At 71.6% G+C, this 12,196-nt stretch carries 14 protein-coding genes; 7 read left to right on the top strand and 7 right to left on the bottom strand.

The features are described 5' to 3' along the window. Window positions 1-519, bottom strand: coding sequence for a hypothetical protein (locus tag OG302_RS32845; protein ID WP_371530085.1), 519 nt, complete (start codon window positions 517-519; stop codon window positions 1-3). A gap of 51 nt (window positions 520-570) precedes the next feature. On the opposite strand from OG302_RS32845, the gene OG302_RS32840 reads away from it, so the two are divergent. Both OG302_RS32840 and OG302_RS32835 read left to right on the top strand, forming a co-directional pair. Then, window positions 571-1,293 (top strand): 3-keto-5-aminohexanoate cleavage protein, encoded by a 723-nt coding sequence (locus OG302_RS32840; protein WP_371530084.1) that lies wholly within the window; start codon window positions 571-573, stop codon window positions 1,291-1,293. A gap of 136 nt (window positions 1,294-1,429) precedes the next feature. Beyond that, the gene (locus OG302_RS32835; protein ID WP_371530083.1) at window positions 1,430-2,500 is read left to right on the top strand and encodes an RNA ligase (ATP); all 1,071 of its coding nucleotides are present in this window, start codon (window positions 1,430-1,432) and stop codon (window positions 2,498-2,500) included. Window positions 2,501-2,776: 276 nt separating this feature from the next. On the opposite strand, the gene OG302_RS32830 is transcribed toward OG302_RS32835, so the two are convergent. Further along, window positions 2,777-3,364, bottom strand: a complete 588-nt coding sequence (locus tag OG302_RS32830) for a helix-turn-helix domain-containing protein (protein WP_371530082.1) — start codon at window positions 3,362-3,364, stop codon at window positions 2,777-2,779. A gap of 65 nt (window positions 3,365-3,429) precedes the next feature. Here OG302_RS32830 and OG302_RS32825 point away from each other — a divergent pair, with 65 nt between their 5' ends. Further along, a complete protein-coding gene (locus OG302_RS32825; RefSeq protein ID WP_371530081.1) occupies window positions 3,430-4,581 on the top strand; it encodes an aryl-sulfate sulfotransferase in 1,152 nt (383 codons plus the stop codon). 4 nt (window positions 4,582-4,585) lie between these two features. Beyond that, window positions 4,586-5,896 carry a uracil-xanthine permease family protein gene (locus OG302_RS32820; RefSeq protein WP_371530080.1) on the top strand — a complete coding sequence of 437 codons (1,311 nt, stop codon included), beginning with the start codon at window positions 4,586-4,588 and terminating at the stop codon, window positions 5,894-5,896. Here the strand turns inward: OG302_RS32820 and soxR are convergent. Beyond that, window positions 5,853-6,320 carry a redox-sensitive transcriptional activator SoxR gene (gene soxR / locus OG302_RS32815; RefSeq protein ID WP_371530079.1) on the bottom strand — a complete coding sequence of 156 codons (468 nt, stop codon included), beginning with the start codon at window positions 6,318-6,320 and terminating at the stop codon, window positions 5,853-5,855. The genes OG302_RS32820 and soxR overlap by 44 nt on opposite strands. A 127-nt stretch (window positions 6,321-6,447) precedes the next feature. On the opposite strand from soxR, the gene OG302_RS32810 reads away from it, so the two are divergent. After that, window positions 6,448-6,912 (top strand): MaoC family dehydratase, encoded by a 465-nt coding sequence (locus tag OG302_RS32810; RefSeq protein ID WP_371530078.1) that lies wholly within the window; start codon window positions 6,448-6,450, stop codon window positions 6,910-6,912. A 12-nt stretch (window positions 6,913-6,924) separates the two neighbouring features. Here the strand turns inward: OG302_RS32810 and OG302_RS32805 are convergent, their stop codons facing one another. The 3 genes from OG302_RS32805 to OG302_RS32795 form a co-directional block, all read right to left on the bottom strand. Beyond that, window positions 6,925-7,557 carry a TetR/AcrR family transcriptional regulator gene (locus OG302_RS32805; RefSeq protein ID WP_371530077.1) on the bottom strand — a complete coding sequence of 211 codons (633 nt, stop codon included), beginning with the start codon at window positions 7,555-7,557 and terminating at the stop codon, window positions 6,925-6,927. A 69-nt stretch (window positions 7,558-7,626) separates the two neighbouring features. Then, entirely contained in the window at window positions 7,627-7,917 is a 291-nt protein-coding gene (locus tag OG302_RS32800; RefSeq protein WP_361834023.1) for a YiaA/YiaB family inner membrane protein, read from the bottom strand. Between the two features lie 101 nt (window positions 7,918-8,018). Next, entirely contained in the window at window positions 8,019-9,170 is a 1,152-nt protein-coding gene (locus tag OG302_RS32795; protein WP_371530076.1) for an acyl-CoA dehydrogenase family protein, read from the bottom strand. A gap of 85 nt (window positions 9,171-9,255) precedes the next feature. Here OG302_RS32795 and OG302_RS32790 point away from each other — a divergent pair, with 85 nt between their 5' ends. Further along, window positions 9,256-9,906: a TetR/AcrR family transcriptional regulator gene (locus OG302_RS32790; RefSeq protein WP_371530075.1), complete on the top strand. Its 651-nt coding sequence runs from the start codon at window positions 9,256-9,258 to the stop codon at window positions 9,904-9,906. 133 nt (window positions 9,907-10,039) lie between these two features. Continuing rightward, window positions 10,040-11,086, top strand: a complete 1,047-nt coding sequence (locus OG302_RS32785) for an urea transporter (RefSeq protein ID WP_371530074.1) — start codon at window positions 10,040-10,042, stop codon at window positions 11,084-11,086. Here OG302_RS32785 and OG302_RS32780 read toward each other — a convergent pair. After that, a complete protein-coding gene (locus tag OG302_RS32780) occupies window positions 11,083-12,165 on the bottom strand; it encodes a Zn-dependent alcohol dehydrogenase (RefSeq protein WP_371530073.1) in 1,083 nt (360 codons plus the stop codon). The genes OG302_RS32785 and OG302_RS32780 overlap by 4 nt on opposite strands. Window positions 12,166-12,196 lie beyond the last annotated feature (31 nt).

Raw genomic sequence — 12,196 nt, 5'->3', positions numbered from 1 at the left:
CTAGGGCGTCGCCACGTCCCACTGAATGGCCAGCTTGAACTCGGCGAACATGAGCGGCGCGGCGACCTTCACGTCGCCGGGGCCGCGCGCCGATATCTTCAGGCCGACCGGGGTCTGCGGGTGTACGAACATCTGCCACACGTGCGTCCGGTACTGCCCGCCCCTGGTGGGAACCCAGTCGGTGCTGGCCGTCGAGTCGTACCCGGTGGAGAGGCCGAGCGGATCGCGCACGTAGCGCGCCCGGTGCTCGGTGGGCCGGTCGTCGGGCTCCCAGAAGATCATCGCCGACAGGGTGGCCCAGCCGTCGTGGCTCGGCCAGATGAGACCCGACCGGGCGTCCGGGAAGGCGGACGGGCTCGTGTGCCCCTTGGAGGGGTCGTGCATGTGCCACGGGTCGTACGACTCCTCGGCGTCCGCGTACGGAAAACGCACGAGGTGGTAGCCGTCGCTGTCGTACCTGATCTTCTGCGGCCCCGTGCGTGCGGCGGACCATTTCAACGAGCAGATGGCGATTCCCATCGGCCCTCCCCCTGTGTCTCGTCCGTGTCCCGTCGTCTGTGCTGTCCTGTGGTGATGCAGGTATGTGTGAACGGCGCCCGCGGTGCGGGCGATGGTGCGTCGATCCCGTTGTCGCCCGGGGCGATGGCCGAGTCCGTGGCCCACGCCGTCGCGGCCGGTGCTCGGGATGTCCATGTACACCCCAAGTCCCCTTGTGGGCAAGACACGTTGGCGCCACGTGCGGTTGCGGCCACGCTGGAAGCGGTCCGCTCGGTGGCCTCCGTCCCGGTCGGAGTGACCACCGGCGCCTGGGCCGACCCGGACCCCGGCGGGCGGGTGGCGGACATCCGCGCGTGGACGGTGCTGCCCGACCACGCGTCGGTGAACTGGCACGAGCCCGGCGCCGAAGCGGTGGCCGAGGCGCTCCTGGACCGGGGTGTGGGCGTGGAGGCGGGCATCTGGTCCGGCACGGAGGCCGCGGAACGCTTCGCGGCCTGGGCGCTCGGCCCGCGCGTCCTGCGGGTCCTCGCGGAGGTCACGGATCCCGACCCGGCCACGGCGCGCGACTCGGCCCGCGCCCTTCTCGCCGCGATCGGCCCGGCGCACGGCCGCCCCGTCCTGCTGCACGGCGAGGAGGGCGGCACCTGGCCCGTACTGCGTCTGGCGGGGCGCCTGGGGCTGGCGACACGCATCGGCCTCGAGGACACGCTGGTCCTCCCGGACGGGGAACCGGCGGTGTCGAACGCCCAGTTGGTGTCGACGGCGCTTTCCATGCTCAGCACTCCACCTCATTAGAGGTGTCCCGGCGGAACGCGATGGGGGCTCCGTCGGCCGGAGAGCGGGACGTTATCAGGCGCATATCCGGTCGCTCCAGCCCTTTGTCCTCGGCAGAGTTGGCGTCGAACCCACGCAGAACCGAGGAGTCCGACCCATGTCGACGCTGCGCGTCACCGCCGAAGTGCTGACCATCCACGAGCATCCCAACGCCGACGCCCTCGAACTGGCCCAGGTGGGTCTGTACCGCGCCGTCGTCGCCAAGGGCGCGTACCGCACCGGCGACACGGCGCTCTACATCCCCGAGCAGTCCGTGCTGCCCGCTGAGCTCATCGACGAGCTGGGGCTCACCGGGCGGCTCGCCGGCGGCAAGTCGGACCGGGTGAAGGCGGTACGGCTGCGGGGCGAGCTGTCACAGGGCATCGTGTGCCGGCCCCGGGCGCTCGCCGAGGTGGACCTGGCGCGGGCCGCGGCTCAGGGCACGGATTTCGCCGACCGGCTGGGTGTCGTGAAGTGGGTGCCGCCGATACCGCCCACCATGGACGGGGACGTCGAGTCCGCGCCCGATCTGCTGCCGTGGGTGGACATCGAGAACATCCAGCGCTACCCCGGCATCTTCGCGCCCGGCGAGGCGGTGGTCCTCACGGAGAAGTTGCACGGTTCCGCTTGCCTGCTGACGTATGTCGCGGACGACGGCGGCCGGGTGCATGTCTCGTCCAAGGGATTCGGCGCCAAGTCCCTCGCTCTGAAGGAGGATCCGCGCAATCTCTACTGGCGTGCGGTCCACGGTCACGGGGTCGCGGCCGTGGCGGCCTCGCTCGCGGAGCGGCTCGGCGCGCGCCGGGTCGGCATCTTCGGGGAGGTGTACGGGGCGGGGGTGCAGGACCTTTCGTACGGTGCGGACGGGCGCCGGGAGACGCTCGGCTACGCGGTCTTCGACGTGAGCGCCGAGATCGACGGCGAGGTGCGGTGGCTCGACCCCGTGGCCCTGCTCAAGGGCCGGCTCCCGCTCGTCCCGTGCCTGTACGAGGGGCCGTACGACGCCGGGCTCGTCCTGGAGGCGGCGGCGGGGCGGGAAACCGTGTCGGGGCGTGAGCTGCATGTCCGGGAGGGTGTCGTGATCCGGCCCGCGGCCGAGCGGTACTCCCCCGTGACCGGGGGGCGGGCCATCGCCAAGGCGATCAGCGGGGCGTACCTGACCCGCAAGGGCGGCACGGAGTACGAGTAGGCCCCCGGCGGGGGCCGCTCCGCAAGAACCTCTCCCACCCACCCGATTGCCCGGCAGTGGTTCAGTGGGCGAGCAGGCGATAAGAAGCTCGACCCCCTCGCGCCCGCAGTCGGAAGCGCTCGCGAGGGGGCGCGCCGGTATGTCCGCACGGAGCACGGCACGAACCAACTCCCCCGCCGGAGCAGCCAAGCGCTCAGACCGAGGTAGCGAGTACGGACATACCGGCGCCCCCCCCAGACGGACCAGCCCCGCATCCGCCCAGGCCCCCGGCCGGCCTCAGCGGGCCCCCTCGTCCGTCACTCTCACCCCGTCCGCGATCCCCACCACCAGGACCCTCGTGCCCGGCTCCAACGGGCGCCAGCGGTGGGGTAGTTCCGCCGCGCAGTACAGCGTGTCGCCGCGGGCCAGGCGGTATACGGAGCCGTCCGCCTCCACCTCCGCCGAGCCGTCGGCCACGTACAGGATCTCGTCGTTGCGGTGGCGGTACTCGCGGCCCCAGTCGTGGTCCCCGGTGAACTCCAGCGCGTGCAGCCGCTGATGGCCGCGGACCAGCGGACGCATGCGCGCCTCCCGGCCGTCCCCCTCCCGCACCGAGGCCGAGTCGCCGCGCACCACGTCCACCGGACGCGGCGGATCCGCCGAGGCGAGGAGCTGGACAGCCGTGGTGTCGAGGGCGTCGGCGATGCGCTGCAGGGATCCCATGCTGGGCCGGGAGCGGCCGTTCTCCACCTGGCTGAGGAACGGCGCCGAGACCCCGGCCCGCGCCGCCACGTCAGCCAGCGTCAGGTCGAGGGCCCGGCGGAGCCTGCGGATCCCGGGACCTACCTGCGGGGCGCCCGCAGCATTTTCCTCACTCGTACCCATGTCCCTCAGCCTATCGGTGGGGTTAACCTCTTCGGCGTCACTTAAGAAAGTTAAGGAGGCCCGGCATGACCCATCTGACCCGCTCCCGCGTGGACCAGAACCAGCGCCGCCGCCGCGGCACCGGCCTGATGGCCCTGGACGAGGAAGCCAGCTACGGCGGCTACACCCTCTTCGCACCGCTCACCGGCACCGGCGAGGTCTACCTCATCGACGCCCACGGCGAGATCGCCCACCAGTGGAACCTCCCGCACCGCCCGGGACGGCACGCGCGGATCCTGCCGAACGGGAACCTCGCCTACAACGGCGTACTCCCGGACGAGCCCGCGCTCTTCCCCATGTGGCACAAGTACCGCGGCGGGATCATGCAGGAGATCGCTCCGGACGGCACGGTCCTGCGCGAGCACCGCGACCGCTTCCAGCACCACGACGCGCACCACTACGGGGACGGGCGGCTCCTCTACACCGCGCTCGAACCCCTGACCGGCGCGGACGCGGACGCGGTCCGCGGCGGAGTGCCCGGTTCCGAGGCCGAAGGCGCCATCTGGGCGGACACCATCGTCGAGGTGGACGCCGAGGGGAACACCACCTGGGAGTGGAAGGTCTCCGAGCGGCTCGGCCGCGCGGACTTCCCGCTCCACCCGGACTATGCCCGCGAGCACTACCCGCTGATCAACAGCGTCCTGCCGACGAGCGACGGCAACATCCTCGCCAGCTTCCGCTCGGTCTCCGCCGTCGTGGTCATATCCCGCGCGACGGGCGACATCATCTGGCGCTCGGAGCCCGGCGTCGTCTCCCAGCAGCACTGCCCGACCGAGCTGCCGAACGGCAACTTCCTGGTCTTCGACAACGGCGTGTTCCGGCCGCACTGGGACGTTCCGTTCAGCCGGGTCATCGAGATCGAACGCTCCAGCGGCAAGGTCATCTGGGAGTACCACGATCCGGCCCGTGAGTCGTTCTTCGCGCCGTTCATGGGCAGTGCCCAGCGCCTGCCGAACGGCAACACGCTGGTCACCGACTCCCCCGCGGGCCGCCTCTTCGAGGTCACCGCGGACGGCTATCTCTGCTGGGAGTACGTCGTGCCCTTCTTCGGCGGCTACGAGGAGGAAGAGGTCCGCAAACTCTTCCCCTCCGAACCCAACGCCGTCTTCCGCGCCTACCGTTACGCCTCCTCCGAACTGCCCTGGCTCACCCCGGCTCCCGCTCCAGCGAAGGGCTGAGCCCGTGGTGGCCGCCGTCGACGAGCGCCTCCCGCTGCCGCGCCTCGCACCGCTCGCCCTCCAGCACCTCCTGGCCGGGATAGCCGCTCCGGTCTCCTCCGTGATCCTGATCGGCACGACGCTGCGGCTGACCGCCGGCGAGACGGCCTCGCTGCTCAGCGCCACGCTGGTGCTGTGCGGCATCGGGGCACTGTTCCAGTCCCTCGGGGTGCGGGCGCTGCGGGTCGGCGCCCGGCTGCCGTTCCTGATGCTGCCGGGCGGGGCCGCGGTGGCGATCTTCCTGCAGATCGGGAAGGAGTACGGGCCCGCGACGGCGTCCGGCTCCGTCCTGATCGCCGCGGCGTTCCTGATCTGCGTACTGCCCTTCTACGGAAGGGTGGTGCGGCTCTTCCCGCCGCTGGTGATGGGCACCACGGTCGTCCTGATCGGCATCAACATGATCAAGGTGACGGCGCCGATGGTGGCGTCGGGCCCCGGCCCCGGCTTCGCCACGCTCGGTGTCATCGCCGTCCTCTTCCTCGTCCTGCGGGGCGTGTGGCGGCAGATGGCGGTGCTCTTCGGCCTGGCGGGCGGCACGGTCATCGCGCTCCTCCTGGGCATGGACATCCACCTCGCGTCCGGCGGCTCCTTCGCCCTGCCGGACCCGTTCCCTTACGGCGCCCCGCACTTCGACCTGCTCGCGGCGATCCCGCTGCTGGTCTTCGCGCTCGCCTCGCTCGCCGAGGCCACCGGCCAGACGGTGCTCAACAGCGAGGCGGTGGGCCGAACCCCGGACGCGGGCCGGGACGTGCCGCGCATCGCCCGCGCCGACGCCCTCGTCTCGCTGGGCGCCGGAGTCTTCGGCACGTCCCTGATGGTGACGAGCGCCGAGAACATCGGCATCGTCCAACTGACGCGCGTACGCAGCCGGTTCGTCACGGCGGGCGCGGGCGTGCTGCTCATCGCCTGCGGGCTGCTCACGCCGCTGACGCGATTGCTCGCCGCCATCCCCGAGCCGGTGGTCGGCGCGGCGGGCCTGGTGATCTACGCGGTGATCGCCGTCCTCGGCTTCGGCATGCTGTCCCGGGTCGACCTCACCCACGGCACCGACAGCATCGTCGTCGCGCTCGCCCTGGTCGTGGGGCTGCTGCCGGTGATGACCCCCGGCCTGTACGCGCCGCTGCCGCCCTGGGCGCACACGATCTTCGGCAGCGGGGTGGCCGCGGGGGCACTCGCCGCCGTGATCCTGAGCGTGGCCTTCCGCCATCTGGGGCCGAGGGAAAAGCCCGAGGTCACGACTGGGGCCGACGCTCCGCCAACAGACGCGAACCGGTGAGGCGTTCACCGAAGACGTCGTCGGGGTTGGAGAGCACGCAGTTCTCCAGGGAGAGACAGCCGCAGCCGATGCAGTCCGTGAGGTGATCGCGCAGCCGGCCCAACTGCTTGATGCGCTCGTCCAGTTCCGAGCGCCAGGCCTCCGAGAGGCGCGCCCAGTCCTCGCGGGTGGGGGTGCGCTCCTCGGGGAGCGAGTCGAGCGCCTCGCGGATCGTGGCGAGCGGGATGCCGACGCGCTGGGCGGCGCGGACGAAGGCGACGCGGCGCAGCGCGTCACGGTGGTAGCGGCGCTGGTTGCCCGAGGTGCGGGTGCTGCTGATCAGACCCTTGGACTCGTAGAAGTGCAGGGCCGAGACGGCAGCGCCGCTACGGGCCGAGAGCTGGCCGACCGTGAGCTCGTGGATCTTCTCTGGGATCTGGGGCACCCCTCACACCCTAATCGCTGGGCAATCGCTGAACTGTCCGCCCTCCCGGCCGGTCCGTTGACACACGTCGGCGCACCCAGCATGCTGAGCAAGCGCTTAGTTCGAATACTTTGAGGAGGCCAGGGACATGGCAGAGCCGAGGATCTTCGCGTCGGCCGACGACCTGCGTGCCGGAGTCGGCGAGCAGCTCGGGCACAGCGAATGGCTGGAGGTCGACCAGAAGCGGATCGACCTGTTCGCCGACGCCACGGGCGACCACCAGTGGATCCACGTGGACGTGGAGAAGGCCGCGCAGGGCCCCTTCAAGACGACCATCGCGCACGGCTATCTGACGCTGTCGCTGCTGCCGAGCCTGGTGCCGCAGGTCATGCGGGTCGAGGGCATGAAGATGGGTGTCAACTACGGCACCAACAAGGTCCGCTTCCCCTCGCCGGTGCCCTCGGGCTCCCGGGTGCGGGCGACCGCCGTGCTCAAGGAGGTCGAGCAGACCAAGGACGGCGGCGTGCAGGTGACGGCCGTGGTAACCGTCGAGCGCGAGGGCGGCGAGAAGCCCGCCTGCGTCGCGGAGTCGGTGTCCCGCTACTACTTCTGAGCCTGGCGGGGCTCAGGAGGCCTGCGCCCGGGCCCCCACCATGCGCAGCACGAGGTCGGCGTAGAGCGCGCCGACCTCGTCGGGCGTCCGGTGGCCCGCGACGTTGAACCAGCGGGCCACGTCGATGCAGAGCGAGAGCACGGCGAGCGTGGTGCCCGGCACGTCGGGGACGTCGAACTCCCCGTCCCGCACCCCGTCGTTGATCATGTCCCGGACCGCCGCGTCCGACTGGCGGCGCAGCGCGACGATCTCCGTGCGGTGCTCCTCGCCGAGCGCGTCCAGCTCGTACTGGACGACGCGGGCGGTGGTGTGATGGTCGGCGTGCCAACGCACGAAGGACCGTACGGCGTCGGCGAGCCGCTCCGCCGCGGTGCCCGGACGGTCGGCCGCGTCGCGCAGGAGCCGCAGCGCCTTGTCGTGGCCGATCCGGCTGATGCGGTGGAGCAGCTCTTCCTTGGTCTTGTAGTGGATGTAGAGCGCCGCGGGGCTCATGCCGGCGCGGCCCGCGATGTCCCGCGTCGTGGTCGCGTGGTACCCGCGCTCGGCGAAGGCCTCGACGGCGGCGACCAGCAGCCGCCGCGCCGCATCAGGCGTGACCTCGCCCCATGGCAGGTCATCGCCCTCGGTCTGCTCCGCCGTGCTCATCGCCCACTCCTTCCGCCGGTCGGGAGGGACACCATACCCCTGACGGTGAGCAAGCGCTTAGGACGGCGGTCAGACCACCGGCTTGAACGGGTCGTGTTCGGCGAGGATCTTCTCCAGGCGGGCCTGGTCGACGCGGCTGACGAGCTGACCCGCCTCCTGCTTGTCCCTGACCACCTTGGCGAGGGTGAACGCGGACGTCGTCAGGTACAGGACGGAAATGGCGAGGAAGGCGCGGATCCAGCCGCTGACGTCGAGGCTGTAGATGCCGACCGCCGTCGCGCCGAGCGCCACGGCGAACGACGCGACCGCCTGGCCGTAGTAGGCGGTGGTGCTCTGCTGCTTGACCGGTGTCTCACTCATGATCAGAGCCTCGCCCGGGAGCGGCCCGGTCACATCCGCTCCCGTACTCAGCTCACGTACTCAGCTCGTGCGCACCGTCCCAGCTCGTGCACACCGTCACCTCAGAACGCCGAGACCCCGGTCAGAGCCCGCCCGATGACCAGCTTCTGGATCTGGCTCGTGCCTTCGTAGAGCGTCATCACGCGCGCGTCGCGCAGCAGCTTGCCCGCGGGGTACTCGTCGATGTAGCCGTAGCCGCCGAAGACCTGGAGCGCGTTGTTGGCGGCGCGCACCGCGGCCTCCGAGGCGAACAGCTTGGCCTTGGACGACTCGGTGGTGAAGGGCTGCCCGCGGTCGATGAGGTCGGCGACCCGCCAGGTCAGCAGGCGCGCCGCGTCCACGTCCACCGCGATGTCACTGATCAGCTCCTGGACGAGCTGGTGTCCCGCGATGGCCTTGCCGAACTGCTCGCGCTCCGTCGCGTACGTCACGGCCGCGTCGAGGGCGGCCTGGGCGATGCCCACGCACCCGGCGGCGACCGACATCCGCCCCTTGGCGAGCGCCGACATGGCGACGGAGAAGCCCTTGCCCTCGGGCGCCATCATGGCCGACGCCGGGACGCGGACGTCCTGGAGGACCAGCTCGGCGGTGGCCTGACCGCGCAGGCCGAGCTTGCCGTGGATGGTGCGGCGGGTCAGGCCGGGGGTGTCGGTCGGCACGAGGAAGGCGGAGACGCCCTTGTGTCCGGGGGCATCGTTCGTCCGTGCGAAGAGCAGCACGACGTCGGCCCAGGTGCCGTTCGTGATGAACGTCTTGGAGCCGTTGATGACGAAGTCGCCGCCCTCGCGCACGGCCTTCGTCGCGAGGTTCCCCGCGTCGGACCCGGTGCCCGGCTCGGTGAGCCCGAAGCAGCCGACGAGCTCACCGGAGGTGAGCCCGGGCAGCCACTGCCGCTTCTGCTCCTCGTTCCCCCAGGACGCGATGGTCTTGGCCACGAGCCCCAGCGAGACCGACACGATGCCGCGCACGGAAGAGTCGCCGCGCCCCAGCTCCTCGGTCACCAGGCAGTACGCGAGGTGGTCGCCGCCCGACCCGCCGTACTCCTCGCCGACGGTGAGCCCGAGGAAGCCGACCTCGCCGAGCTTCTTCACGATCGACCGGTCCACGCTCTCGGCACGGTCCCATTCGATGACGTGGGGCGCGATCTCGCGGGCCACGAAGTCCTTGGCCAGTTGCCGGACGGCGGACTGCTCCTCGCTGAGCTCCAGGTTCATCGCGGGGCACCTCTTCGGATCGACGTGTGGGTCCACATTTAAATTAGCACTGCTAGTTTCCGGCGGCAGCCCTACTATGTGCCGCATGGCCCGACCGCGCAAGCCCCTCCTCAGCAGAGAACGCATCGTCGAGACGGCGCGCGCGCTCGTGGACGCCGAGGGCCTCGCCGCCGTCTCGACGCGCCGCCTCGCCGCCGAGCTCGGCGTCAGCGGGCCCTCGCTCTACAACCACTTCCGCACGAAGGACGAGATCCTGGAGGCGGTCGCGGACTCCGTGAGCGCCCAGGTCGACCTGTCGATGTTCGAGGCCGCCGACGAGCGGGACTGGCGGACGGCGCTGCACGACTGGGCCGTGTCGTACCGCGCGGCGCTCACCCTGCACCCCAACATCGTTCCGGTGCTCGCCGGCGGTCCCGGCCGCCGCCCGGCCGGACTGCGGCTCGCGGACGCGGTGTTCGGGGCGATGGTCGACGCGGGCTGGCCCGCCGGGCAGGCCACGTCGATCGGCGCGCTGATGCGGTACTTCATCATGGGTTCGGCGCTCGGGTCCTTCGCCGGCGGCTTCGTGGACGACGAGACCGCGTACGACCCGGCCGACTATCCGCACCTGGGCCAGGCCCACCTGCTGGCCGAGCGCCAGCAGAAGATCGACGAGCGGGCGTTCGAGACGGGCCTTCGCGCACTCCTCGACGGCCTCGCGCTCCAGTACGCGCAGGTCGCGGCGCCGACGGCCTGACAACGGGGTTCGCCCTGCCCGACGTTCACTTCGGAGCGGGCGTGCGCACCTCGGTATCGCCACGCCCGCCCAGGTAGATGTAAGGTGCATCCGTCTTGCCGGGCGAAACATGGACGTAACACGGGAGTGAGCCGTGCGGCACTCAACGGATGCCGGAAGCCTGCCTTTTGGGACCACGGGGCCGCCCTCGGGCCCGCTCTCCAGGGCGCTGTCCTTCGCCGCCCACGTCCTGCGCGGCCAGGCGCAGGTCACCTTCCTGCCCAGCGCGGCGGCGGGCGCGATCTTCTGCGTGGCGCTCTTCGCGGCGGGCTGGGAGTACGGCCTCTACGGCCTCGCGGGCACGGCCGTCGGCACGGGGACGGCGTGGCTGCTCGGGGCACCCCATGACCGCGTCTCGACCGGCCTCGAAGGCTTCAACGCCTGCCTCACGGCGCTGTGTTTCGCGGTGTTCCTCGGCGCGGGGCACCTGTCCACGGCCGCGCTCGCCCTCGCGGGCTGCGTGGTGGTCACGGTCGTGACGGCGGCGGCCGTCAACCTCCTCGCCGTCTGGGGCCTGCCCTCGCTCACGCTCCCGTACTGCCTGCTCGCGAGCGCCATGACGATCGCCGCGCCCGGCTTCGAGCGGGTCTGGCACCACGGGGACGCGCTGGCCGCGCTGACGCGCGCGGCGACGGGCCCGACCTCGCTCGAACCCGCCGACCTGGCACGGGCGTTCTTCGCCGACTTCGCCCAGATCTTCTTCATGCCGCAGTGGTACGTCGGCGCGGTGCTGCTCGTGGGCCTCTTCGTCGCGAGCCGTCGCGCGGGCGTCGTGGCGTGCCTCGGCAGCGCGGTCGGGATCGGTTCGGCATGGGCGCTCGGGGCACCGGCCGCGCAGATCGCGGACGGCTCGATGGGATACAACTCGGTGCTCGTCGCCCTCGCGTTGTGCGGCGTCTTCCTTCCGGTGCGGGGCGCGACGCTCGCGTACGCGCTCCTGGGCGCCGCCACGGCGACCGCCGTCAGCTCGGCCATGTCGGCGCTCCTCGCACCGAGCGGCGGGCACACCTTCACCTGGCCGTTCGTGCTGACGACGCTCGCGTTCCTGGCGGCGGCCAAGTCCTTCGCGCGGCTGCGTACAACGGTTCCGGCACCGTCGGTGGAGACGGCGCCGGAACCGGTCGCACCCCCTGCCGTCTAGAACACCACCAGCGCCCGTCCACCCTTCCCCGCGACCATGTTCTCGAAGGCCGCGGGGATGCCGTCCAGCGCGATCCGGTCCGTCACCAGGACGCCCAGGTCGAAGCGTCCCGCCCGGATGTGGTCCGCGAGGACCGGCAGGTCGGCCGCCGGGTCGGAGTTCCCGTACACGCAGCCCGCGAGCGTCCTGCCCCAGTGGAAGATCTCCAGGGCGTTGAAGGTGACCTGCTGGTCCTTGCCGCCGATGCCGACCACCGTCGTACGGCCGCCGCGCCGCGTGGACTCCCAGGCCGTACGGATCGTCACCGCGCGCCCCACGCACTCCACCGCCACGTCCACGCCCTGGCCGTCGGTCAGCCCGCGGATGGCCTTGGCCGTCTTCTCGGAGGCGACCACGTACTCCGTCGCCCCGGCCGACCGCGCCAGCTCCTCCTTCTCCGGGGACACGTCGACGGCGATGATCCGCGACGCACCGGCGATCCGGGCCGCCTGGAGCGTCGCGAGGCCCACTCCCCCGACCCCGAAGACGGCCACCGTCTCGCCCTCGCGGACCTTCGCGGAGTGGTGCACGGCGCCGTACCCGGTGAGCACCGCACAGCCCAGGAGCGCCGCGTCCGTCAGCGGGACGCCGACCGGGGCGGGCAGCACGCAGTTGCCCGCCACCACCGTCTCCTCGGCGAACGCCGCGACGTTCAGGCCGGGGTGGAGGTCGGCGCCGTCCGAGGCGCGACGGGCGTACACATCGGCGGCACCGGCCAGCGCGTTCACGCACAGCCACACCTCGCCGAGCGAGCAGGGGTGACAACTGCCGCAGGAAGGAGCCCAGTTGAGGACCACGCCGTCACCGGGCGCGACATGCGTGACGCCCTCGCCCACGGACACGACCGTCCCCGCGCCCTCGTGCCCGAGCACGGCGGGCACGGGCACCCGCATCGTGCCGTTGGTCAGGGACAGGTCGGAGTGGCAGACCCCGGCCGCGGCGAGACGCACCCGCACCTGGCCGGGGCCCGGCTCGGGCAGGTCGATCTCGGTGATCTCCAACGGAGAACCGACGGCGGGCAGAACAGCGGCGCGGACCACGGTGACGTACTCCTTGAAAGGCGGGTGGCGA

This window comes from Streptomyces sp. NBC_01283 (genome assembly GCF_041435335.1).
In the GTDB taxonomy this organism is placed as follows: Bacteria; Actinomycetota; Actinomycetes; order Streptomycetales; family Streptomycetaceae; genus Streptomyces.
Note: the sequence above shows the minus strand (reverse complement) of the source record. Positions and strands in the feature narration are given on the sequence as shown.